Raw genomic sequence first — 23,571 nt, forward strand, 5'->3', positions numbered from 1 at the left:
TCTGGTCCCTGTTGGTAATCTGCAAATTTAGGAAGCGTTGGGGCGTGCCGTTCATGCGCGGAGCATCCGCAGACGGACGGTTTGCACGGTGGTTCTGATGGCCCGGACTTCGGTCATCTGCATGTCCCTTCTTTTGGTGCGGGGCGGCGATTGTCGGCCCTACACCATAATTACGACCGAGATTATCGTGTATGGCAAGAAAAAAATCTCGACTGCGGCAGTCGTCTTTTATTCTGCTTCGGAAATGGGCAGGTTAGTGGCGAGCAACCAGGATTTGCGGGTCAGGTCGCTAGACGGGAATGCACACGCTTTGGGCAATTCGCGGCCCACCATGCGGGCCCTCGCACTGTGCGCCTGGGGCCACAGCCAATCCGATGGGGCGTGCAGGCACGATTGCGATTCGGGACGGGGTGAATGTCTGGGAATACAAACCGGGCCTTCTTCACAGCAAGACGCTGACGGTGGACGGGCGCATCGCGCTGATCGGGTCGGCCAATATGGACCGGCGCAGTTTTGATCTGAACTATGAAAACAACATCCTGCTGAACGACAAGGCGACCACGGCGATGATTTGCGAACGCCAGCAAAGCTATCTGGCAGACAGTCGTCAGGTTCTGCTTGAGGAGGTGGCCGCCTGGCCGGTCACACGTCGGATCTGGAACAACGCACTGGCGATCCTCGGCCCGGTGCTGTGATACCGGGCCGCCGTTTATTCAGGCGGTCAGCACCACCACCGCTTCCGAGGTCTGCATCTGGAAGGTCAGCGTTTCCTGCAGGTACAGCGTGACGCTGTCGGCATCATGGCTGAGATAGCCGATCGAGATATCCTGCCCCAGATACAGGTCGAAATCGCCGCCGCGCGTGGTCACCACTGCGCCGCCCTCCAGCGCCTGGCTCCAGACCACATCGGCGTCGACCAGCTTTTTCAGGTGACTGGCGACGGGATAGCCGTCCTCGGCCCCGCCAGTGGCAGCGGTGAAGGCGGCAGTGCCCAGCACCAGCGCGTAGGGTCCGTTCACGCCGGCCAGCCGCAACTGGCTGACGGCGCGTGCAACCGCCTGCGGATAGTCGGACGCCTCCTTGGGCAGCGTGACCGTCGGGTTGCTGGTTTCGGGCAGGATGCCCTTGATGCCGGCGCTGGCATAGCCTTCGAAGATCAACCGATCCTCTGCCAGCGCGATCTGGCGGGCGGCGTCTTTCAGTGGCTGCCAATCGGAATCGTTCGATCCGCGTGCGACGTCGTCAATGGCCCGACGCGACAGGGTAAAGGGCACGCGCAGCTCAACCAGCGGATCGACCGCGCGCTGCGCCGATTGCACGCCATCGGCGATCGGTTCGACCGGACGGATATGGCCCGTCCCGACAGCGCTGAGCGCGTAGCCGTCAGGGCCGTGCATATCGACCACACGCCGCCCGCCAAGATAGCGCTTCAGGGTGCGGGCGGCCTCGTCGTCTATCTGGTCCCAGGCGGCGGCGCTGACAGGTGCCAGATCGCGATTCAGGTTGTTCATCCTAGTTTCCCCCTTTCAAGGATCCGATGCCCAGCGACCCGTCGCGGGAACGGGCAGGGGCGTTGTCATCATCCGCCCCGCCGTTCCCGCTATTGTCGGGCACATCGCCGGGACCATCGCCAAGCGCCTCCAGCAAGTCGGCGGATGGGACGAAGAACAGGTTGCCGGTCACGGCAGTGCTGACATCCAGAATCCGGTCGTAGGTGCCGGGCGGATCGCCGATGAACATGTTGTCCAACATGCGTTCAATCCGGCCCGGCTCGCAGGCATAACCGATGAAATAGGTGCCGAATTCGCCACGCGACGGGCTGCCGAAGGGCATGTTGTCGCGCAGGATCTGCAACTGCCTGCCTTCGGCATCGTCGATATTGGTCAGCACGTTATGGGCATAAGGTGCCTTCTTGTCGTCAGGGAACTCGATATCCGAAAGCTTGTGACGGCCGATAATGCGTTCCTGGGTTTCCACGGGCAGGGCGTTCCATTTTGCCAGGTCATGCATGTATTTCTGGGTGATGACATAGGCCCCGCCGGCGAAATCGGGATCCTCGTCGCCGATCACGACGGCGGCGTCCAAATCCTGACCGGCGGGGTTTTCAGTGCCGTCGACAAAGCCCAGCAGGTCGCGGTTGTCGAAATATTTGAACCCCGCCGTTTCGTCCTGCAATTCGACCGCCTCGCCCAGCTGCCGCATCACCTGCATCGCCATTTCGAAGCAGTAATCGACCCGCTGGGCGCGGATATGCAGCAGGATGTCGCCCCGTGTGGACGGCGCATCGTACACGCCGTGGATGGCACGGAATGGGTGCAGCCCCTGCGGGCGGTTCGGTTGGCCCAGCCGGTCCCACAGGTTTGCGCCGATGCCCATGACGCAGCTCAGCTGCGCGTCGGGATTGCGAAAGCCCACCGCGCGGATCAGCGAGGCCATGCCGCCGCAAACCTTGCGCACCGTTTCCAGCGCGGCCTCGTCCGGTTTCACGGTCACAACGATAAAGATCGCCGCGCGGGTCAGCGGGCTTTCGACGGCTTGAGGGGCGGCGATCATGTGCGGTCCTTGACTGTGGCAGTTCGGAAACGGGATGCGGTTGGCCCGGCGCATCCACTATTGCGCGGGCTCTGCGCCCAAAGGAAGGCGCGGCGAAGATCCGCCGCGCCTCAAAAGGTCACGAGGCCGCCGCGCCGTCGCCGTTGGGTTTGGCCTTGGCGGGTTTGGGCGGGTTGGGTGCATCGACCTTGAAGCCCGCGCCATCGGCTTCCGACCAGGTGACAGTGACGTTGTCGCCCTCTTTCACCTTGCCGGCCAGCATTTCCTTGGCCAACGGCGCCTCGATCTCGCGCCGGATCAGACGGCGCAATTCACGCGCGCCGAATTCCGGTTGGAAACCTTCATCGCCCAGATGGCCGACCATGCTGTCATCGAAGTTCAGGGTGATGTCCTGACCCAGTGCCAGCCGCTTCACACCGTCCAGCTGCAGCTTCACGATATTGCCGATCTCGTTCTTCGCGAGGCTGTCGAAGATGATGATCTCGTCGATGCGGTTCAGGAATTCCGGGCGGAAATGGCCGCGCAGAACCTCCATCACTTCCTCGCGGACCGTGGGCGTGACCTTACCGCCGTCCACCTTGGCATTGTCCATGATGTATTTGGACCCGAGGTTGCTGGTCGCGATGATGATCGTGTTCTTGAAGTCGATCACCCGGCCTTTGCCATCGGTCAGCCGCCCGTCGTCCAGCACCTGCAACAGCACGTTATAGACGTCGGGGTGGGCCTTCTCGATCTCGTCCAGCAGGATGACGCTATAGGGCCGCCGCCGGACGCGTTCGGTCAACTGCCCGCCCTCGTCATAGCCGACATAGCCGGGCGGCGCGCCGATCAGCCGGGCCACGGCGTGGCGTTCCATATATTCGGACATGTCGATGCGGATCACCGCGTCTTCATCCCCGAAGATCGATTCCGCCAGCGCCTTTGCAAGTTCCGTCTTGCCGACGCCGGTCGGCCCGAGGAACAGGAAGGACGCAATCGGGCGGTTGCCCTGCTTGAGCCCCGAGCGCGACAGCCGCACGGCGTCCGATACCGCGTCGATGGCCTGATCCTGACCGATGACGCGCTGGTGCAGCAGCTGCTCCATCTGCAGCAGCTTGTCCTTTTCTTCCTGCGTCAGGTCGTTGACCGGGATGCCGGTCAGCTTGGACACGATATCGGCGATGTCGCCCACCTTCACCTCGGCGCTGGAGGATCCGACCTTGGACCGCCAGGCGTCGGTCTTTTCCTCCAGATCCTTCTCGCGTTCGGCGATCTGGCCCTCGTATTCCTTGGCCTTGTCGAAGTTCTTGCGCGAGGTGGCATAGGCCTGTTCGCGTTTCAGCCCGGCGATCTCTGCCTCGGATTCCTGGATGTCGGCGGGGCGCGAGGTGGTCGACAGATGCACCCGCGCCGCCGCCTGGTCGATCAGGTCGATGGCCTTGTCGGGCAGGAAGCGGCCGGTGATATAGCGGTCGGACAGCTCCGCCGCCGATACCAGCGCCTCGTCCAGAATGATGACCTTGTGATGCGCCTCCATGCTGTCGCGCAGGCCGCGCAGGATGTTGATGGTCTGATCGACGGAAGGTTCGGGCACCATGACCGGCTGGAACCGGCGCTCAAGCGCCGCGTCTTTTTCGATGTATTTCTGGTACTCGGCCAGCGTCGTCGCACCGATCAGGTTCAACTCACCCCGCGCCATCGCGGGCTTGAAGGTATTGGCCACGTCAAGGCCCCCTTCGCCACCACCGGTCCCGGCGCCGACGATGGTGTGAACTTCGTCGATAAAGATCACCAGGTCGTCGGCGGCGGTGATTTCGTCCATCAGCGTCTTGACGCGTTCCTCGAACTCGCCGCGATATTTGGAACCGGCCACCAGCGAGTTGATGTTCAGTTCGATCAGGCGCTTGTCGCGCAGAACCTCGGGCACTTCGCCATTGTTGATCCGCTGCGCCAGACCCTCGATGATGGCAGTCTTGCCGACGCCGGGCTCGCCGATCAGCACCGGGTTGTTCTTCTTGCGTCGGGCCAGGATTTCGATCGTCGTTTCGATTTCCTGGGCGCGCCCAATCACCGGATCCAGCTTGCCTTCACGCGCCATCTTGGTCAGGTCGCGGCTGAACTTGTCCAGTTCGGGCGTGCTGGTCGGCGTCTCGACCCGGCCATCCTCGGCCCCTTTGCCGACGACCTTCACGGTCTGCTGGCGCAAGGCCTGCGGGGTCAGGCCGTATTTCTTCAAAAGCGTGCCGGCATAGCTGTCCGGCACTTCCGACAGGCCGATCAGCAGATGTTCGGGCCCGACATAGCTGTGACCCATTTCCTTCGCAGCGGTAAAGGCCCGGTTCAGCGCGCTTTTCACGCGAGGCGAGACGCCGATTTCATCATCTTCGCTGATCTTTCCGCCCGGCTCGTCCGTGGCACGGCGGTCGATTTCGGCGCGCAGATCTGCCGGGTTGACCTTGAACTGCTTCAGAATGGCCTCCACCGCGTCGCTGTCGGGCAGCACATACAGCAATTGTTCGGTGTCGATTTCGCGCCTGCCGGCCTTGGTGGTCCGCTCGGCCGCCTTTTGCAGCATGGCCTTGGCCTGTTCGCTGAACGTGTCGACATATTGGCGTTCGCCCAGCGACGCATCCGGCGCGGCCTGACGGCGCGGGCCGCGGTCGGAAGCGCCCATCATTTCCCGCGCCCGCCCCATCAGATCGCCGAAAGGATCGCCGCCGAACATCGATTCCATTGGCGAGGAATAGCGCTGCTGCCGCGTCAGGCGGGCATAGTCGTAATCGCATATATCCAGTTCCTCGCGCTGCCCGTCCTGCATGACGGCCACGCGCATTGTCGCCGGGCGGATGCCGCAGATTTCGCAAAGTTCTTGTGCCATATCTTTCTCCGGTCAGATTTCAGTCAATCAGATATTTCCGGTCGAATGCGGGCGATGTGGTCCCGTGGGGGTATGATGGATGCCGATTCGGTCCTCCCCGAGGCCGATTAAGACCGCGATTCCCATATTGCCGCAAGGGCAGGGCGGCCCTTGTCTGCTGGCCAAACCCGCCCGCTCATGGTTGTCTAACGCTGCGCGATACAGGAGGTTCATCATGGCCAGGCAGAAACTGCGCTTCAAACCCTATGCCCATCCCGCGGGGGGCTGGGGGGCCGCTGCGGCCACCGCAAAGGCGTTGATGCAGGAAAGCGTGCTGACCAAGGGGTCTCGCGCGCTCTTGTCGATGAACCAGCCGGGCGGGTTCAAATGCCCCAGCTGCGCCTGGCCCGATGCGCATTGCACCAAGAAGCTGGAATTCTGCGAAAACGGCGCCAAGGCGCTGGCACATGAGGCGACGAAGTTCCGTGCCCACCGGGATTTCTTCGCCCGCCATAGCGTGACCGAAATGGCGGCGCAGTCGGATTACTGGTTGGAAAAGCAGGGCCGCCTGACTGAACCCATGCGCTATGATGCGGCGACTGACCACTATGTCCCGGTCAGCTGGGATGACGCCTTCGCGCTGATTGGCCAGCATCTGCGCACCTTGGAGGACCCCAACCAGGCAGAGTTCTACACCTCGGGCCGGACCCCGAACGAGGCGGCGTTTCTGTATGCCATTCTCGGCCGCGCCTTCGGGACCAACAATTTCCCCGATTGCTCCAACATGTGCCACGCGCCGACCAGCAGGGGGCTGCCGCCGTCAATCGGCATCGGCAAGGGCACCTGCGTGATGGAGGATTGGGACCATACGCAGGCGATCTTCATCCTGGGGCAGAACCCCGGCACCAACTCGCCGCGGATGATGTCGAACTTGGTCGAGGCGCGAAAACGCGGCGTTCCGATCATCGCCGTGAACCCGATGCCCGAACGGGCGCTGATCGAATTTACCGAACCGCAGGACGTGATCCAGATGGCGCGGTTCGGCCATACCGACATCGCCAGCGACTTCCTGCAGATCCGCATCGGCGGTGATCTGGCCTTCCTGAAGGGCATGATGCGCGCCCTGTTCGAACGCGACGCGGCGGGCGAGGGCGTGCTGGATCACGACTTTATCCGCGATCACACTTCGGGGCTTGATGCCTTGCGCGCCGATGTGATGGCCCATGACTGGCCGGAACTGGTCGAAGCCTGCGGGCTGCCCGAGGCGAAGATCCGCGAATGCGCTGACATTTATGCGAAATCCGATGCGACGATGATCGCTTACGGGATGGGGATCACCCAGCATCAGCGCGGCACCGAACTGGTCCAGCAGATCTCGAACCTGCTGCTTTTGCGCGGCAATTACGGCAAGCCCGGCGCGGGCATCGTTCCGGTGCGCGGGCATTCCAATGTGCAGGGCGACCGCACGGTAGGGATCAACGAGGCCCCGACCGAGGCCTATCTGGACCGCGTGCGCGACGCTTTCGGGTTCGAGCCGGCGCGCGCGCCGGGCCATCACGCGGTGGAAACCGTTGCCGCGATGGAAGCGGGGACCGTCCGCGTCTTCATCGGTCTGGGCGGCAATTTCGTTCGCGCGGTGCCGGATACGGATCGGGCCTACCGGGCCATGCGCTCGGTCGGGTTGACGGTCGGGATCGCGACCAAGCTGAACCGGGGCCACGTGGTCCATGGCCATGAGGCGCTGATCCTGCCGGTCATCGCGCGCTCGGAAGTGCTGGCCACCGCCAAAGGCGAACAATTCGTCACCATCGAGGACGCGATGGCCAATGTCACCGCCTCGCGCGGGGTGCTGGAACCGGCCAGTCCAGACCTGATCGGAGAGGTGGAAATCGTCTGCCGCATCGCTCAGGCGGCTGTGCCCGACAGCCCGGTGAAATGGGCCGAATACGCGCAGGACTACGACCTGATCCGCGACAAGATCGCCGAGGTCTTCCCGGAGATCTACACCGATTTCAACACCCGCATCCAACAGCCGATGGGTTTCCATCTGGAGGTTCCGCCGCGCCAACGGATCTGGAACACGCCCGACGGAAGGGCGAATTTCCTGATCCTGCCGGGGCTGGAGGTTAACGACCCGGTGGCCGATCCTACGATGCTGCGGCTGGCCACGATCCGCTCGCATGACCAGTTCAACACCACCGTCTACAGCGACAATGACCGCTATCGCGGCATTCGCGGTGGCCGCATGGTGCTGTTCATGAATGCCGAGGATATCGCCGCGAATGGTCTGTCCGAAGGCGCAGAGATTGCGCTGGAAACCATCAGCACCGATGGTGAACCGCGCCGGGTCGAAGGGTTGTCAGTGGTCCGCTATTCACTGCCGCGCGGTGCGGTGGCGGGCTATTATCCCGAACTCAACCCATTGCTTCCGCTGTACTATTTCGATCCCCTCAGCGGGACGCCGGCCGCGAAATCCATCCCGGTTCGGATCGTCGCGGGGTGATGCAGGCCTTGGGGCAGGGTAGTCGGCCTGCCCCAGATGACCGTCCCGATCAGACGGCTGAGGAAACTCAGCGAGATCTGGTCGTTCAGCGCAGCATTTCCTCGATCACCGGCGCCGGATCGGCATCGGGCGGCAAATAGCGCAACCCCGGCGGAAGGCTGCCCGGATCGCGGGCTGCGTGCTGCGGGTGATACAGGACACGCATCCCGGCGTTCAGGCCCGCTTGCGCGCCGACCAGACTGTCTTCCACCACCAGACAGTCTTCTGGCGGCACGCCCAGCCTTGCCGCTGCCAGCCGATAGCCTTCGGGGCTGGGCTTGCCGGCTTCGACATCGGCGCGGCTGACGGTCACGGGGATGATCTTGTCCAGCCCGGTGACCTTCATCCCGATGGCGACCTCATCCGCTGTCGAGTTCGACACCACCGCCATCGGCAGCCCTTGCGCGGCCTTCGCCTCGGCGATGTCGGCAAGGCTTTTGCGGCGCTGAACCTTGGCGATCTGATCGACGAAATGCCCCCATTTCAGCCCCATCCAGTCGTCATAGGTAAAGTCGGGGCCAGCCTTTTCGGCCACGGCCGCATGCACCTCGACCGAGGAACTGCCCAGAAGCCGGTCGTGGAAATCGGCCGGGAAGGTCAGGCCCAGTTCGGCCACGGATTTATCGAATGCGGCGCCATGTGCCGGCTCGCTGTCGATCAGCGTTCCATCCATGTCCCACAGGATCGCGCGTTTCATCATCTTGTCCGGTTCGCTAGGAATATGGCCGCTTAAACCCCATTTGACGGGCAGGGGAAAGGCCGGGGAACTGGACGAACCCGGATCGGGCGCGTAAAGACCGCGCAAACCAATCGCATGGGATTTCGACATGGGCTTTCGCATGGGGATCGTCGGGCTGCCGAATGTCGGCAAATCGACCCTGTTCAACGCGCTGACGCGCACCGCTGCCGCGCAGGCGGCGAATTTTCCCTTCTGCACGATTGAGCCGAACGTCGGCGATGTGGCTGTGCCCGACCCGCGGCTGGACAAGCTGGCCGGGATCGCCGGGTCCAAGCAGATCATCCCGACGCGGATCACCTTCGTCGACATCGCCGGTCTGGTGAAAGGCGCCTCGAAGGGCGAGGGCCTTGGCAACCAGTTCCTGGCCAATATCCGCGAGGTGGACGCAATCGCCCATGTGCTGCGCTGCTTTGAAGATGGCGACGTGACCCATGTCGAGGGCCGCGTCGATCCCATCGCCGATGCGGAAACCATCGAGACCGAATTGATGATCGCCGATCTGGAATCGGTCGAAAAGCGGCTGGCGAACCTGACCCGCAAGCTGAAGGGCGGCGACAAGGAGGCGGTCGAGCAGGAGCGCCTGCTGAAGGCCGCGCAGGTGGCGCTGGAAAACGGCAAGCCCGCGCGCTCGGTCCAGGTGTCCGATGACGACCGCAAGGCCTGGAACATGCTGCAACTGCTGACCGCCAAACCCGTGCTGTTCGTCTGCAACGTGGCCGAGGACGAGGCGTCGAAGGGCAACGCCTATTCCGACGCCGTGGCCAAGATGGCCGAGGCGCAGGGTGCCGGACATGTGGTTATTTCTGCCCGGATCGAGGAAGAAATCAGCCAGCTTCCCGCAGACGAGCAAGAGATGTTCCTGTCAGAAATGGGGCTGGACGAGGCCGGTCTGGACCGGCTGATCCGTGCGGGTTACGACCTTCTGGGCTTGCAGACCTATTTCACCGTCGGCCCGAAGGAGGCGCGCGCCTGGACGATCCGCAAGGGCACGCTGGCCCCGGCGGCGGCGGGCGTGATCCACGGCGATTTTGAACGTGGCTTCATCCGCGCTGAAACCATCGCCTATGACGACTATGTCTCAGGCAATGGCGAATCTGGCGCGCGTGAGGCCGGAAAGTTCCGCGTTGAAGGCAAGACCTATGAGGTCAAGGACGGCGACGTCCTGCACTTCCTGTTCAACGCCTGATCTCGGGCGGCGCCCCTGCCTGGACAGGGGCGCTTTGGTCAGTTCGCCGCCACCTCGGCAATTGACACGGATTTCAGAACGGCGTGGACGGACGCCCCGATCTCCAGCTGCAAGGCGTCGCGGGACCGCGAGGTGATCCGGGACAGGATCGCCGTACCATCGCCCAGGTGCAGCCGGACCAGCACGCTACCATCGGGCGCATTCTCGATCCGGTCGATCCGCCCCGTCAGCACGTTCAGCGCCGAGATATTGCGCGGCGCCTCGGTCGCCAGCATCACGTCCTGCGCGAGAATGCGCAGGCGTACCTTCGTGCCGATTGCAAGATCGGGCCGCGCCACCCAGACCGGCCCGGCTTGCGTATCCAGCCGCGCCAGCCCGTCGACATCCTGCGCCGCCACGCTCGCCGTCAGCAAAGCGCCGGTTTCCCGGCCCAATGCGGTGCTGCTGGCGGGGTCGGACAGCACCGCCTCGGTCGGGCCCGCAGTCATCACGCGGCCGCCGTCCAGCATGATGACGGTGCTGGCCAGCCGGGTGATTTCGGGCATTGCATGGCTGACATACAGGATCGGCAGCCCCAGATTGTCGCGCAGGTTTTCCAGATAGGGCAGGATCTCGGCCTTGCGGGCGTCGTCAAGTGCGGCCAGCGGTTCATCCATCAGCAGCAGGCGCGGCCCCGAAAGGATCGCCCGGCCAAGCGCCACCCGCTGTTTTTCGCCGCCCGACAGCGCGCCGGGGCGGCGATCAAGCAGCGCACCGATGCCCAGAAGATCGACGATCTCGGTCACACGGGCATCGTCTGGCCGTGCGGTACGGGGTGCAAGCCTGCGGCCATAGTCCAGATTGCCCCGCACGCTGAGATGCGGGAACAGCCGCGCGTCCTGAAAGACATAGCCGACGCGGCGCTTGTGGGGCGGCAGGAAGATGCCGCGCTGCGTATCGGTCAGCACTTCATCGCCAAAGGTGATGCGGGCGTGATCCGGGCGCAGCAGACCCGCGACTGCATTGACCACCGTCGTCTTGCCCGCGCCGGACCTGCCGAACAGCGCTGTGACGCCCGGCCCGGCGGTAAAATCGACATCCAGCGCGAAGCCGGGGAAATCGTGCTTGATCTGGACAGACAGGCTCATGCGCCGGAAATCCGTCTGGCCACCGCGCGACCGACCCATTCCGACGCCAGCAATGCGCCAAGCGCGATGACCAGCGAGACCATGACCAGCCGCGCGGCCTGGGCTTCGCCACCCGGCACCTGCAACTCGGTATAAATGGCGCTTGGCAGGGTCTGGGTCTGGCCGGGGATGTTGGACACGAAGGTGATCGTCGCGCCGAATTCGCCCATGGCCTTGGCGAAGGCGATGATGCTGCCGGCGATGATGCCGGGCAGGATCAGCGGCAGGGTGATGGTCGCGAAAACCATCACCCGGCTGCCGCCAAGGGTGGATGCGGCCTGTTCAAGGCGGGGGTCGACCGCCTCGATCGCAAGGCGGATCGTGCGGACCATCAGCGGGAAGGCCATGAGTGCCGCCGCCAATGCAGCACCCGTCCAGCGAAAGGCAAAGACGATGCCGAACCATTCTGCCAGCGGTGCACCGAAGATGCCGCGCCGCCCGAAGGCCAGCAGCAGCAGATAGCCGGTGACGACGGGCGGCATGATCAGCGGCAGATGGACCAGCCCGTTCAGCACCTGCCGCCCCGGAAAGCGCCAGCGCGCCAGCGCATAGGCGACCAGCACGCCCAACGGCAGGCTGGCGGCCACCGCCCAAAGCGAGACCTTCAGAGACAGCGCCACCGCCTGCCATTCTTCCGGGGTCAGCCAGTCCATCGCGTCAATTCAGGATCTTGAAACCCTGTTCGGCAAAGACGGCATCTGCCGCGTCCGAGGAAAGCGCTTCGAAGAAATCGCGGTCGGCCTGATCGGCGTCACCGGTCAGCAGCGCGCCGGGATAGATCGCCGGGGGATAGCTGTCGTCGGGGAAAGTGCCGACGACATGGACGCGCGGCTCGGCCTTGGCGTCGGTGGCATAGACGATGCCATAAGGGGCCTCGCCCACAGCGACCAGTGCCAGCGCCGCGCGGACATTGTCGGCCTGCGCGACCGAAGGCGCGATGCCGTCCCACAGGCCCAGGCTTTCCAGCGCCGCCTTGCCGTATTGACCGGCGGGCACCGCATCGACCAATGCCATTGCCAGCTTGCCGTCACCCACCATGCCGGTCAGGTCCAGATCCGCGCCGATCTCGGTCGCGGGGACTTCGTCATGGGCGACCAGCACCAGCGTATTGCCGAACAGGTCGCGGCGGCTGTCATCGGCGACCAGACCGGCCTTTTCGACCTCGTCCATCCAGTTGACCGCGGCAGAGACATAGATGTCGGCGGGCGCACCTTCGATGATCTGCTTTGCCAGCGCATTGGACCCGGCATAGCTGATGGTCACATCATTGCCGGTCGCGGCCTCGAAATCGGCGGCGACCTGATCCAGCGCCGTCTTCATCGAGGCGGCGGCGAAGACGGAAACCTCCTCGGCCGTGGCGGGCAGGGCGATCAGGGTCATGGCTGCGGCGAGACTGGTGATCTTCATTGCGTCCTCCGTTATGTTTCGTGGGACATATTGACCTTTCCCGCGCCGCAAGCAAGCCATAACGCGATCAGACAGGAGGGTAGCGTGTCGAAATACGATGCAGACTGGAGCCGTGCCGAGGCGTTGCGGCTGCTGGATTTTCATGCCGCTGCGGTCAATCCGGATGGCGGGTTCTACAAACTGGCGCGCGATGGGTCGCAACTGCCTGATGATCCGCGCGGCAAGGGAAATGCCCGCGAACTGCACGAAACCACGCGGATGATCCACGCCTATGCACGCGGTGCGCCGCTTGGCTACCCGAAGGCGCGCGAGATCGTCGATCATGGTACGACCTTCCTGCTGAACGGCCATTACGACCCCGAAAATGGCGGCTTCTGGTGGAGCGCGGATGACGCCGGCCCCCTTGACCGCAAGAAGCAGGCCTATGGTCACGCCTTCGTGTTGCTGGCCGCCGCATGGGCTGCAAAGCTGGGCAACACCGATGCCGACAAGCTGCGCGATCTGGTGATGGACAACCTGCGCAATCGGTTCTGGGAGGCCGATCCGGGCGCGGTGTCGGACACGTTCGACGAAGATTGGACGAACCCGCCCGCCTATCGCGGCGGCAATGCCAACATGCACCTGACCGAGGCGCTGCTGGCGGCCTATGACACATGGCGCGACCCGGAATTTCTGGACATGGCGCGCCAGATTGCGGCCTTCATGATCGACCGCCATGCCCGCGCAGAAGGCTGGGTGGTGCCGGAACATTTCACCCCGGACTGGCAGATCGACCGCGATTTCGCCGGTGACCCGATGTTCCGCCCACCTGGAACGACACCGGGCCATGCCATCGAATGGGCGCGGCTGGTGCTGGAGATGCGCGAACTGGGCGGCCGCGACCCGCAGGATGACTGGACGGTCGAGGCCGCAAAGCAGCTTTATTCTCGCGCCATGAAAGACGCCTGGCTGCCCGAGGGTGGGCTGGCCTATACGATGGGCTGGGATGGCCAGATCGACAACCGTCGCCGCCTTTGGTGGCCCGTGGCCGAGGCGGTTGCCACGGCCCATGCGTTGCGACAGGCAACTGGGGACGACGGCTGGCTGGCGGATCTCGACCGGCTGTGGACACATCTCGACCGCCACCATATCGACCATGAACATGGCAGCTGGTTCGGCGAGATCGACGAGGCCGGTCAGCCGGTCGAGACGCTGTTCCCCGGCAAGCCAGACATCTATCACGCCCTGACCGCGGCATTGGCGGGCCTGCCGCCCGGCGCTGGCTGACCGGTTCCGCCGGCCAAAACCCGGTCCCGTGACATGAAGCCGTGCCGGAGTCCCCCTTTGGCAGGGCATTTCTTTTCAGTGAATTGCGGGAGGGCCGGGCGCGTTGGACCACATTTCGGAACGTTCCTGCGGCATTGACAAAAAAGACAGTTCCGCCCAACCTGAACATACCGAACTTTGGGTAGGCAACAGGAGGGGATGATGAATATTGACCTCTCGCGGCGCGGCTTTTTGAAGCTGGCAGGCGCGGGCGTCGTGGCCACATCGCTGGGATCAATGGGATTCGGCGAGGCAGAGGCGCAGGAGCTTGCGCAGATCCGCCCCTACAAGCTTGCGACGCTGAACGAAACCCGCAACACCTGCCCATATTGCTCGGTCGCCTGCGGTATCATCATGTATACCAAGGGTGACGTGCATCAGGGTCAGGCCGATCTAATCCATGTGGAAGGCGACGTGGATCACCCGACCAATCGCGGCACGCTGTGCCCGAAAGGCTCGGCGCTGAAGGATTTCGTCACCTCGGACACGCGCCTGACCGAGCCGAAGATTCGCCGCCCCGGCAGCGACAGCTTCGAACCGATCAGCTGGGAAGATGCGCTTGACCGCATCGCCCGCGCGATCAAGGACGACCGCGACGAGAATATGGTCCAGTTCAACGAGGCGGGCGTGCCCGTCAACCGCTGGACCACCGCCGGTTTTCTTGCCGCATCTGCCACCACCAATGAAACCGCCTGGGCGACCTTCAAGGTCGTCAAGGGCATGGGCATAGCAGGATTCGACAACCAGGCGCGTGTCTGACACGGACCGACGGTGGCCAGTTTGGCTCCAAGTTTCGGTCGCGGTGCGATGACCAACTCCTGGACGGACATCAAGAACACCGATCTGGTGATCGTGATGGGCGGCAATGCCGCAGAAGCCCACCCTTGCGGGTTCAAATGGGTCACGGAAGCCAAGGCGCATCGCGGCGCCAAGCTGATCGTGGTCGATCCGCGCTATACCCGCACGGCGGCGGTCAGCGATTACTATGCCCCGATCCGGCCCGGCACCGATATTGCCTGGCTGATGGGCATGATCCGCTGGATGATCGAAAACGATAAGGTCCATTGGGAATACGTCCGCAACTTCACCAACGCGGCCTTCATCGTGCAGGATGGCTTCGGCTGGTCTGATGGGCTGTTCAGCGGCTATGACCCCGAAAAGCGGGACTATGACCGCTCGACCTGGGACTATGTCATCGGCGAGGATGGTTTCGCCGAAGTCGATATGACGCTGGAACATCCGCGCTGCGTTTGGCAGTTGCTGAAGCGGCATGTCGATGTCTATACGCCGGAGTTTGTCGAAAATATCTGCGGCACGCCGGTCGAGAACTACCTGCACATCGCCGAGATGATCGGCGAGACCTCGGCCCCCGACAAGACCATGACCTCGATGTATGCGCTTGGCTGGACTCAGCATTCCAAGGGCAGCCAGAACATCCGCGGCATGGCGATGTTGCAGCTGATCCTTGGCAATATCGGCATGGCGGGCGGCGGCATGAACGCGCTGCGCGGGCATTCGAACATTCAGGGCCTGACCGATATGGGCCTGATGTCGAACCTGCTGACCGGCTATCTGTCGATGCCGACCGAACGCGAGGTCGACTACCCGACCTATATGTCGACGCGGAACTTCAAGCCGTTGCGGCCGGGTCAGACCAGCTATTGGCAGAACTATTCCAAGTTCATGGTCTCATTCATGAAGGCCATGTACGGGGATGCCGCGCAGGCGGAAAACGACTGGGGCTATCACTGGCTGCCCAAGCTGGACGTGCCGAATTACGACATTCTGCGCATGTTCGAACTGATGAATGACGGCCATGTGAACCTGTATTTCTGCCAGGGCTTCAACCCGCTGCTGGCTTTCCCCAACCGGGGCAAGCTGACATCGGCGCTGTCCAAGCTGAAACTGCTGGTGACGATCGACCCGCTGGAGACGGAGACTTCGCGTTTCTGGGAAAACCATGGCGAGTTCAACGATGTCGACACCGCCTCGATCCAGACCGAGGTGATCCAGCTTCCCTCGACCTGCTTCGCCGAGGATGACGGGTCGCTGACGAACTCGGGCCGCTGGCTGCAATGGCACTGGAAGGCCGCGACGCCGCCGGGGCAGGCGAAGCTGGACACCTGGATCATGTCGCAGATCTTCGTCCGGGTGCGCGAACTTTACCGGAAGGAAGGTGGCTCGGTCCCCGATCCGATCCTGAACCTCAGCTGGGATTACGCGGATGAGGGCGATCCGACGCCGGAAGAACTGGCGCGCGAGGTCAATGGCCGGGCGCTGACCGCCGTCTATGACAGCACCGATCCGACGAAGGTCGTGGTCGAGGCCGGCAAGCAGGTGGTGAATTTCAGCCAGTTGCGCGACGACGGCTCTACGATGTGCGGCTGCTGGATCTATTCCGGTTGCTGGAACGAGGACGGCAACAACATGGCCCGGCGCGATAACGAAGACCCGTCGGGCATGGGGGTTTATCCGAACTGGACGTGGTCATGGCCGCTGAACCGACGGACGCTGTATAACCGCGCCTCGGCCGATATGGAGGGCAGGCCCTGGGATCCGACCCGGCCCATCATCGAATGGAATGGAGAGAGATGGGTTGGCAGCGACGTGCCGGACATTTCACCGACCGCCAGGCCGCAGGATGTCGGGCCGTTCATCATGAACCCCGAAGGCACCTCGCGCCTGTTCAGCCGGGGGATGATGCGCGACGGGCCTTTCCCGACCCATATGGAGCCGTTCGAAAGCCCGATGCAGAACGTCTTCAACGCCGAGATGCGGGGCAACCCGGTCGCGCGCGTGTTCGAGGCGGACGTGGCGGATCTGGGGACCTCGGACGAGTTCCCCTATGTCGGCACCTCATACCGACTGACCGAGCATTTCCACTATTGGACCAAGCACAACCGGGTGAACTCTGTCCTGCAACCCGAGTTCTTCGTTGAGCTTTCCGTCCAGCTTGCCGAGGAGAAAGGCATTCAGAACGGCGGCTGGGTCAGGGTCTGGAACAAGCGCGGATCGGTCAAGGCGAAAGCCGTGGTGACCAAGCGGATCAAGCCGCTGATCTGCGACGGCAAGCCCGTCCATGTCGTCGGTGTGCCGCTGCATTGGGGCTTCACCGGCAATGCGAAGAAGGGCTACGGCCCCAACTCGCTGACGGTGTTCATCGGTGACGCCAATATCGAGACGCCGGAATCAAAGGCCTTCCTGGTCAATATCGAACCGTCAGAGGAGCCGGTGGCATGAGCGAACATACCGCACCCCCGCCGACCACAGCCGTGTCCAATCCACCGGTCGAGGCGCTGGCGCCCAATCTGGGCGACGGCGATATCGTACTGGCCTCGGCCACGCCGGACTTGCCGCCGCCCACCCGGCAGCTGGACAAGCTGGCAAAGCTGATCGACATTTCCAAATGCATCGGCTGCAAGGCCTGCCAGTCGGCCTGTATCGAATGGAACGACACCCATCCCGAAATCGGGGTGAATTTCGGCTCATACGAAAACCCGCATGATCTGACTTCGGAAATGTTCACGCTGATGCGGTTCAACGAATACGAGGATCCCGAAACCGGGGACCTCGATTGGCTGATCCGCAAGGACGGCTGCATGCATTGCGAGGATCCGGGCTGCCTGAAGGCCTGCCCGTCGCCCGGTGCGATTGTGAAGTATTCCAACGGAATCGTTGATTTCATTCATGATAAATGCATCGGCTGCGGTTATTGCATTTCGGGCTGTCCCTTCGACATTCCGCGCATGTCGCCGACAAAGCATGTGGTCTCAAAATGTACGCTGTGTTCGGACCGGGTCGCTGTTGGGCAGGGTCCTGCATGCGCCAAGGCCTGCCCGACGCAGGCCATTGTCTTCGGCACCAAGGACGACATGATCGCCCATGCCGAGGAACGCATCGCCGACCTGAACACGCGCGGCTATGACAAGGCGTCGCTGTATGATCCGGCGGGCGTGGGCGGCACGCATGTGATGTATGTCCTGCCCATCGGCGACAAGCCCGAGGAATATTCGGGTCTTCCTGCCGATCCCAAGATCTCGAACGTGGTGCAGGGCTGGAAAGGCCCGACCAAGTCGGTCGGCATGGCGGCCATCGGTCTGGCAGCCGTCGGCGCGGTGCTGCACTCGATCTTCTCCAAGCCGAACCGGGTGACCGAACATGACCGGGTCGAGGCCGAGGAGATGGTCGACGACATTCTCGGCCCCGAGGAGACGGCCGAACTCGCCACACCGAATGATGAAGGGAAGGCGTAATGGCGAAGCGCGAGTTTTCCGAAAGCACCGACCGGATCGTCGCCACCGAACCGGTCGAGGTGCGCCGCTATGCCACCCATACGCGCATCAATCACTGGTTCACTGCGGCCCTGATCGTTCTGCTGATCTTGTCGGGCTTTGCTCTGTTCTGGCCGCCGCTGTTCTTTCTGACCGGCCTGTTCGGCGGCGGTCAGAACGCGCGCTTCCTGCACCCGATCTTTGGCGTTGTCGCCTGTTTCAGCTTCCTGCTGCTGTTCCTGCAACTGTGGAAGCTGAACATCATGCGGCGCGAGGATCTGGTTTGGGCCCGCAACATCCGCGAGCTGCTGGACGGGCAGGAGGAAAACCTGCCCGAGCTGGGGAAATACAACCTCGGCCAGAAGTTTGTCTTCTGGGGCATGTTCTGGCTGCTGCTGGCGATGGTGATATCTGGCGTGATGATCTGGCAGCAGTTCTTTCCCGACCTTGTAAGCATCCCGGTACGGCGTTGGGCGGTGCTGGTCCATTCCATCTCGGCCGTGCTGTCGGTTCTGATCATCATCGTGCATGTCTATGCAGCGATCTGGACGCGGGGGACCATCAGCGCGATGACGCGCGGCACCGTCACCGGCGGATGGGCTTGGCGCCATCACCGCAAATGGCTGCGCGAAGTTGCTAGACGTCAGGACACCCCTCCCGCAGAATAGATGGGTTGGCCTGATTGGCCCGCGCCCTGGAATTGATGATGAGCCTGACCCCAGACCCTTCCGTGATTGGTGGCGTTGCGACACCGCAATTCGCCCGACTTCCTGATCCGCGCGAGCTGTTCCAGCGCCGCGCCGCCCGCCTGCGCCACCTGGCGCAGGGGTCGAACCTTGGCCCATACCTGCGCTTTATCGCCGATCTTTGCGACGCGCAGGGCAGGGTGGCTGCCTCGCTGCAGGCACCGGCGCCCCCCGATCCGGCCGTGATCGAACGCAACCGCAGCTGTCGCATGCCGCCCATCGACAGGGCGGCGCTGATCGCGTCGGACGAAATGGGGCGCATCCTCGATGGATTGCTGACCGAGGCCGAGGGTATCGAGATGCCCGCGCCCGCCCGCGCGGCCCTGCAATCCCTGCGCGAGGCGCCAGCCGCGGACCGGCAGGCGCTGCTGGCGGAACTGGTGGCCGATCGGGTGCCGGACGGCTTTGCTGCGCCCGCAGCCTTTGCCGCGGCGGCGTTGCAGGTGGCGGGGGCGCGTGCGGCGCAGGTGCTGGACGCGGGCCAGTTGGTGCCGATCCGGGTGGGGACCTGTCCCAGCTGCGGCGGACGGCCCGGCGCGTCCATGGTGACGGCGACGCAGCATCAGGAAGGCGCGCGTTATGCCTGCTGCGCCACCTGTGCGACGCAGTGGAACGAGGTACGGTTGAAATGCCTGTGCTGCGGTTCGACCAAGGGCATCGGCTATCGCGCCGTTGACGACGGCAGCACCGATCCGGTCATCAAGGCCGAAGTTTGTGATGAATGCCATTCTTGGGTGAAGATATTTTATCAGAACCGCGACACGGCATTGGAAGCGGTCGCGGATGACATTGCCAGTCTCGGACTTGATGCGCTGTTGCGAGACAGCCAGTGGCGACGAGGCGGGTTCAACCCCTTTTTGATCGGTTATTGAGATGACGCTGCGCAGATTGCCTTCGGTGGATCGCCTTCTAAGCACCGCTGTCGGAGAAACGATGGTCGGAATGCATGGGCGGATCAAGACCACCGAGGCAATTCGCAGTGCCGTCTCAACGATGCGTGCCGAAGTGCTGAACGGTCGTCCCATGCCTGTCGACCCGTCGGCGACCGCGCTGGCAAGCGCCTTTGCCATGCTGGACCAACTGGACCCGCTGCGGCCCTGCCTGAATCTGACCGGCACCGTGCTGCACACCAATCTGGGCCGGGCGATGCTGCCCGAGGAGGCAATCGAGGCCGCCGCCGCCGCCATGCGCGCGCCGGTCGCACTGGAATTCGATCTGGACAGCGGCGGGCGCGGGGAGCGCGACGACCATCTGCGCGCGCTGCTGTGTGAGCTGACCGGGGCCGAGGACGCCACCGTCGTCAACAACAATGCCGCCGCCGTGCTGCTGTCGCTGAACACCTTGGCGCTCGGGCGCGAGGCGGTGGTCTCGCGCGGGGAGTTGATCGAGATCGGCGGCGCTTTCCGCATCCCCGACATCATGGCCCGCGCCGGCGCCCGGCTGGTCGAAATCGGCACCACCAACCGCACCCATGCCAAGGATTATCGCAGCGCCATTTCGGATGCGACTGGCGTGGTGATGAAGGTCCATACCTCGAATTACCGGATCGAGGGCTTTACCCACGAGGTTCTGGCAACTGAACTGGCTGGGATCGCCGGTGACGCAGGGGTGCCGTTGCTGAACGACCTCGGCTCTGGCTCGCTGATCGACTTGTCGCGCTATGGTCTGCGCAAGGAACCGACCGTTGCCGAGGCGGTGGCCGAAGGTGCCGATCTGGTGACCTTTTCCGGCGACAAGTTGCTTGGCGGACCACAGGCGGGGTTCATCGTCGGGCGCGCGGATCTGATCGCGAAGATCAATGCCAACCCGATGAAACGGACGATGCGGTTGGACAAGATCCGCATCGCGGCGCTTGGGGCGGTTCTGAAACTATATCAGGACCCAGACCGGCTGGCGCAGCGGCTGCCGACGCTGCGGATGTTGGCGCGGCCGCGCTCTGAAATTGTCGAGCAGGCGCAGCGTTTGCTGCCGGTGGTTGCGGATTCGATGGGCCGGATGGGCTATTGCGTGACCGTCTGCGACTGTGAAAGTCAGGTCGGTTCAGGTTCGCTGCCCACCGACACGCTGCCAAGCGCCGGGCTGGCGCTCAGCGGGCCGTCGGGGCGGGCGCCAGAAACGCTTGCTGCGGCGTTCCGCGGGCTGCCGGTGCCGATCATCGGCCGGATCGAGGGCGGAGCGCTGATCCTCGATTTGCGGACCTTGCGCGATGACGGGCTGCTGGCCTCGGCGCTGTCGGGAATGGGGCGGTGATTGTCGGCACGGCCGGCCATATCGACCATGGCAAAACCGCGCTGATCCAGGCCCTGACCGGCGTTGATGCCGATCGCCTGACCGAGGAAAAGGCCCGCGGCATCACCATCGACCTGGGCTTTGCCTATGCCGATCTGGGTGATGGCAGCATCACCGGTTTTGTCGATGTGCCGGGGCATGATCGCCTGATCCACACCATGGTGGCCGGGGCCGGCGGGGTCGATCTGGCGCTGATCGTGGTCGCTGCCGATGACGGCATCATGCCGCAAACGCGCGAACATCTGGCGATCCTGTCGCTTCTGGGTGTGACCCGTGCGGTCGTGGCGATCAGCAAGGCTGACCTTGTGGATCCCGACCGAATTGCCGCGCTTCAGGTCGAAATCGGAACAGAAATGGCCGCAACCCCGATGGCCGGGGCGCAAATGATCGCCGTTTCAGCCCGCAGTGGACATGGGATCGCGACACTGCGCGACCTGCTTGCGCAGGCGGCCGCAGATACCGCAAGCCGCGATGTTTCGGGGCAGGCGCGGCTGATTGTCGACCGCGCGTTCACGATGGAGGGCGCGGGCACCGTGGTCACCGGCATCCTCCGCTCGGGGCAAGTTACGGCGGGCGATCAGTTGACCGTGTCGCCCTCCGGGCAGGAGGTGCGCGTGCGTGGTTTGAGGGCGCAAAATCGCCCGGTTGAAAGGGCCGAGGCCGGGATGCGGGTCGCGCTGAACCTGAGTGGCGTGTCCAAGGATCAGATCGGGCGCGGCGATGTGGTGCTGTCACCGGGGCTGCACGCGCCGACCGACCGCGTGGATGCAGTGCTGCACTGGATCGCGCCAAAGCCGCTGCGCAGCGGGCTGCGCGCGCGCCTGCATGTCGGCACAGCCGAGGCCGAGGCCCGGATCGTGCCGCTGAATGCTGACCTTGAAGGGGGCACGCTGGTGCAAATGGTGACGGACCAGCCGCTGGCGCTTGGCTGGGGCGATGCCTTTATCCTGCGCGACGGCTCGGCCAGCCGGACGCTGGGTGGCGGGCGGTTGCTGGACCTGCGCCCGCCCGCGCGACGCCGGGCGGTGCCGGAACGCCATGCCGCGCTGGCGGCGATGTCGCTTGCCGATCCGGCGCAGGCGCTCGCGGCACAACTGGACATCGCCCCGTTTCATGTCGCGCTGGATCCGTTCCTGCGCGACCGCGCGCTTGCGCCTGACGCAGGTGTGGCGGGCGATGCGGTCATTCTGGGTCCGGCGGGCGCCCGCATTGCGCTGTCGCCTGACCGCCTCGCAGATCTGAAGGGCCAGATGACGGGCCTGCTGGCTGCCTATCACGCTGAAAATCCCGATCTTCAGGGCATCGGGCAAGAGGCGCTGCGCCTGTCCCTGAACCCACGCCTGCCCGTGCCGGGTTTTGCGGCACTGCTGCGCGCAGGCGTCGATGCCGGGCTGATCGCGGTCGAGGCCGGTTTTGTCCGCTTGCCCGACCACGCCCCGCGAATGAGCACCGATGACGAGGCGCTTTATGCCCGCGTTCAGCCGCTGCTGGGCGGCGATGCGCGGTTTCGCCCGCCCCGTGTCCGCGATCTGGCCGCCGAACTGGCGCAGCCAGAGGCCGAGATCCGCCGGCTGATGAAGCTGTCCGCACGGCTGGGCCGCGTTGACCAGATTGCTCGGGATCACTTCTTTCTGCGCCAGACCACGGTTGAGATGGCGGCGATTGTGCGCGCGCTGTCGGCTGCTGCCGATGACGGCTGGTTCGCGGCACCGCTGTTTCGCGATCAGGTCCAGAACGGCCGCAAGGTCGCCATCGAGATTCTGGACTTCTTCGACCGGCTGGGCATGACGTTGCGCCGCGGCGATCTTCGGCGCGTCAATCCGCACCGCGCCGACCTGTTCTAGCTGCTGGCATTGCCCTTCAGGTCGATGCCGGTGGCGACGGGCGGCTGCCAGGTCTTCGATTCCGGCACCGCACCCGAGGGCGTCGTCCCCAATCGCGCCCCGCCGGTGCCGCCGGTCCATCCGGTGGTCCCGGCATTGGCGGCCGCGGTACCGTCCTGACCCGGCGCGGGCGCTGTGGCCGGGGTATCGACGGCGCCGGCGCTGCCGATTTCGGCCTGGGTGCCTTCTTGGGTGGCCGCTGGGGGCTCTGTCGTTGCGGTGCTCTCGCCCGTGACGCTTTCGGTCGTGGCACTGTCTGCCGTGGTGACCTCCGACGCGGGCGCGTCGGTTGCCGGGGCGGGTTCTGCAACCGTGACCGGGCTAGATGCATCGGGCGGCTCTGCCGTTGCATCGGCGGCTTCGGGCTGATCGGTGGCCTCTTCAGGCGCGGGAGCCGCCGGGATGGCCACGGCTGGCGTGTTTTGCGCCGTCACAGCCGGCGGGTTTGGCGTGGGGGCAGAGGCGGGAAGATCGGCCAGGATCTCGTCGACGGCCATGGGCTGGCCATCGGGGATCGGGGCTTCGGACACGTCCGCGCCGACGGGCAGAGCCGTCAGCGCCATAAGGGTCGAGGCGAGCATGAAGCGCATGGCCGGTCCTTTCTGCTGTAGCAACTGCAGCGACAGAACGCGCGGCTGCCGTGCGGGT

Annotated in this window: 18 protein-coding genes; 10 read left to right on the top strand and 8 right to left on the bottom strand. The window is 64.1% G+C overall.

What is annotated here, in order from left to right:
- The first annotated feature begins 374 nt into the window (after positions 1–374).
- On the top strand, positions 375–695 hold the full coding sequence (locus G7044_RS03830; protein ID WP_235931119.1) for a phospholipase D-like domain-containing protein: 321 nt from the start codon (positions 375–377) through the stop codon (positions 693–695).
- 18 nt (positions 696–713) lie between these two features.
- Here G7044_RS03830 and G7044_RS03835 read toward each other — a convergent pair whose 3' ends face one another.
- From G7044_RS03835 to G7044_RS03845, 3 genes are all read right to left on the bottom strand, one after another.
- Positions 714–1,511: a family 1 encapsulin nanocompartment shell protein gene (locus G7044_RS03835; protein WP_166326167.1), complete on the bottom strand. Its 798-nt coding sequence runs from the start codon at positions 1,509–1,511 to the stop codon at positions 714–716.
- 1 nt (position 1,512) lies between these two features.
- The gene (locus G7044_RS03840) at positions 1,513–2,553 is read right to left on the bottom strand and encodes a Dyp-type peroxidase (protein WP_166326170.1); all 1,041 of its coding nucleotides are present in this window, start codon (positions 2,551–2,553) and stop codon (positions 1,513–1,515) included.
- 118 nt (positions 2,554–2,671) lie between these two features.
- Complete coding sequence (locus G7044_RS03845) at positions 2,672–5,410, bottom strand: ATP-dependent Clp protease ATP-binding subunit (protein ID WP_166326173.1); 2,739 nt, start codon at positions 5,408–5,410, stop codon at positions 2,672–2,674.
- Between the two features lie 214 nt (positions 5,411–5,624).
- Between G7044_RS03845 and G7044_RS03850 the strand changes: the two genes are divergently transcribed.
- Positions 5,625–7,892 carry an FdhF/YdeP family oxidoreductase gene (locus tag G7044_RS03850; RefSeq protein WP_166326176.1) on the top strand — a complete coding sequence of 756 codons (2,268 nt, stop codon included), beginning with the start codon at positions 5,625–5,627 and terminating at the stop codon, positions 7,890–7,892.
- An 85-nt stretch (positions 7,893–7,977) separates the two neighbouring features.
- Here the strand turns inward: G7044_RS03850 and G7044_RS03855 are convergent, their stop codons facing one another.
- Positions 7,978–8,760: an HAD family hydrolase gene (locus G7044_RS03855; protein ID WP_166326179.1), complete on the bottom strand. Its 783-nt coding sequence runs from the start codon at positions 8,758–8,760 to the stop codon at positions 7,978–7,980.
- On the opposite strand from G7044_RS03855, the gene ychF reads away from it, so the two are divergent.
- Positions 8,759–9,856: a redox-regulated ATPase YchF gene (gene ychF, locus G7044_RS03860; protein WP_166326182.1), complete on the top strand. Its 1,098-nt coding sequence runs from the start codon at positions 8,759–8,761 to the stop codon at positions 9,854–9,856. The genes G7044_RS03855 and ychF overlap by 2 nt on opposite strands.
- A 38-nt stretch (positions 9,857–9,894) precedes the next feature.
- Here ychF and modC read toward each other — a convergent pair whose 3' ends face one another.
- From modC to modA, 3 genes are read right to left on the bottom strand one after another with little or no spacing between them, the layout of a single operon-like run.
- On the bottom strand, positions 9,895–10,983 hold the full coding sequence (gene modC, locus G7044_RS03865; RefSeq protein ID WP_166326184.1) for a molybdenum ABC transporter ATP-binding protein: 1,089 nt from the start codon (positions 10,981–10,983) through the stop codon (positions 9,895–9,897).
- Positions 10,980–11,675, bottom strand: coding sequence for a molybdate ABC transporter permease subunit (gene modB / locus G7044_RS03870; RefSeq protein WP_166326187.1), 696 nt, complete (start codon positions 11,673–11,675; stop codon positions 10,980–10,982). Before modB ends, modC begins: the two co-directional genes overlap by 4 nt.
- Positions 11,676–11,679: 4 nt before the next feature.
- Positions 11,680–12,429: a molybdate ABC transporter substrate-binding protein gene (modA, locus tag G7044_RS03875; RefSeq protein ID WP_166326190.1), complete on the bottom strand. Its 750-nt coding sequence runs from the start codon at positions 12,427–12,429 to the stop codon at positions 11,680–11,682.
- Positions 12,430–12,513: 84 nt separating this feature from the next.
- Between modA and G7044_RS03880 the strand changes: the two genes are divergently transcribed.
- The 7 genes from G7044_RS03880 to selB all read left to right on the top strand — a co-directional run bounded on the left by G7044_RS03880 (position 12,514) and on the right by selB (position 22,884).
- On the top strand, positions 12,514–13,695 hold the full coding sequence (locus G7044_RS03880; RefSeq protein ID WP_166326193.1) for an AGE family epimerase/isomerase: 1,182 nt from the start codon (positions 12,514–12,516) through the stop codon (positions 13,693–13,695).
- A 201-nt stretch (positions 13,696–13,896) separates the two neighbouring features.
- The gene (gene fdnG, locus G7044_RS03885) at positions 13,897–16,974 is read left to right on the top strand and encodes a formate dehydrogenase-N subunit alpha (protein ID WP_166326196.1); all 3,078 of its coding nucleotides are present in this window, start codon (positions 13,897–13,899) and stop codon (positions 16,972–16,974) included.
- On the top strand, positions 16,971–17,987 hold the full coding sequence (fdxH, locus tag G7044_RS03890) for a formate dehydrogenase subunit beta (RefSeq protein WP_166326199.1): 1,017 nt from the start codon (positions 16,971–16,973) through the stop codon (positions 17,985–17,987). The genes fdnG and fdxH overlap by 4 nt, the downstream gene beginning before the upstream one ends.
- Positions 17,987–18,673 carry a formate dehydrogenase subunit gamma gene (locus G7044_RS03895; protein ID WP_166326202.1) on the top strand — a complete coding sequence of 229 codons (687 nt, stop codon included), beginning with the start codon at positions 17,987–17,989 and terminating at the stop codon, positions 18,671–18,673. Before fdxH ends, G7044_RS03895 begins: the two co-directional genes overlap by 1 nt.
- 38 nt (positions 18,674–18,711) lie before the next feature.
- A complete protein-coding gene (gene fdhE, locus G7044_RS03900) occupies positions 18,712–19,623 on the top strand; it encodes a formate dehydrogenase accessory protein FdhE (RefSeq protein ID WP_166326205.1) in 912 nt (303 codons plus the stop codon).
- Position 19,624: 1 nt separating this feature from the next.
- Positions 19,625–21,001, top strand: a complete 1,377-nt coding sequence (gene selA, locus G7044_RS03905; protein WP_166326208.1) for an L-seryl-tRNA(Sec) selenium transferase — start codon at positions 19,625–19,627, stop codon at positions 20,999–21,001.
- Positions 20,998–22,884: a selenocysteine-specific translation elongation factor gene (gene selB, locus G7044_RS03910; RefSeq protein ID WP_166326211.1), complete on the top strand. Its 1,887-nt coding sequence runs from the start codon at positions 20,998–21,000 to the stop codon at positions 22,882–22,884. Before selA ends, selB begins: the two co-directional genes overlap by 4 nt.
- Here the strand turns inward: selB and G7044_RS03915 are convergent.
- Positions 22,881–23,513 carry a hypothetical protein gene (locus G7044_RS03915; protein ID WP_166326214.1) on the bottom strand — a complete coding sequence of 211 codons (633 nt, stop codon included), beginning with the start codon at positions 23,511–23,513 and terminating at the stop codon, positions 22,881–22,883. The two genes, selB and G7044_RS03915, sit on opposite strands and share 4 nt — an antisense overlap.
- Positions 23,514–23,571: the final 58 nt, after the last annotated feature.

Source organism: Paracoccus xiamenensis (assembly GCF_011308835.1).
GTDB classification, from domain to species: domain Bacteria; phylum Pseudomonadota; class Alphaproteobacteria; order Rhodobacterales; family Rhodobacteraceae; genus Paracoccus; species Paracoccus xiamenensis.

What these genes read in the sequence shown, in the direction of transcription:
- G7044_RS03830 (WP_235931119.1), top strand. Translation starts at nt 375, where the DNA reads ATGGGGCGTGCAGGCACGATTGCGATTCGGGACGGGGTGAATGTCTGG.
- G7044_RS03835 (WP_166326167.1), bottom strand. Translation starts at nt 1,511, where the DNA reads ATGAACAACCTGAATCGCGATCTGGCACCTGTCAGCGCCGCCGCCTGG.
- G7044_RS03840 (WP_166326170.1), bottom strand. Translation starts at nt 2,553, where the DNA reads ATGATCGCCGCCCCTCAAGCCGTCGAAAGCCCGCTGACCCGCGCGGCG.
- G7044_RS03845 (WP_166326173.1), bottom strand. Translation starts at nt 5,410, where the DNA reads ATGGCACAAGAACTTTGCGAAATCTGCGGCATCCGCCCGGCGACAATG.
- G7044_RS03850 (WP_166326176.1), top strand. Translation starts at nt 5,625, where the DNA reads ATGGCCAGGCAGAAACTGCGCTTCAAACCCTATGCCCATCCCGCGGGG.
- ychF (WP_166326182.1), top strand. Translation starts at nt 8,759, where the DNA reads ATGGGCTTTCGCATGGGGATCGTCGGGCTGCCGAATGTCGGCAAATCG.
- G7044_RS03855 (WP_166326179.1), bottom strand. Translation starts at nt 8,760, where the DNA reads ATGTCGAAATCCCATGCGATTGGTTTGCGCGGTCTTTACGCGCCCGAT.
- modC (WP_166326184.1), bottom strand. Translation starts at nt 10,983, where the DNA reads ATGAGCCTGTCTGTCCAGATCAAGCACGATTTCCCCGGCTTCGCGCTG.
- modB (WP_166326187.1), bottom strand. Translation starts at nt 11,675, where the DNA reads ATGGACTGGCTGACCCCGGAAGAATGGCAGGCGGTGGCGCTGTCTCTG.
- modA (WP_166326190.1), bottom strand. Translation starts at nt 12,429, where the DNA reads ATGAAGATCACCAGTCTCGCCGCAGCCATGACCCTGATCGCCCTGCCC.
- fdxH (WP_166326199.1), top strand. Translation starts at nt 16,971, where the DNA reads ATGAGCGAACATACCGCACCCCCGCCGACCACAGCCGTGTCCAATCCA.
- G7044_RS03895 (WP_166326202.1), top strand. Translation starts at nt 17,987, where the DNA reads ATGGCGAAGCGCGAGTTTTCCGAAAGCACCGACCGGATCGTCGCCACC.
- fdhE (WP_166326205.1), top strand. Translation starts at nt 18,712, where the DNA reads ATGAGCCTGACCCCAGACCCTTCCGTGATTGGTGGCGTTGCGACACCG.
- selA (WP_166326208.1), top strand. Translation starts at nt 19,625, where the DNA reads ATGACGCTGCGCAGATTGCCTTCGGTGGATCGCCTTCTAAGCACCGCT.
- G7044_RS03915 (WP_166326214.1), bottom strand. Translation starts at nt 23,513, where the DNA reads ATGCGCTTCATGCTCGCCTCGACCCTTATGGCGCTGACGGCTCTGCCC.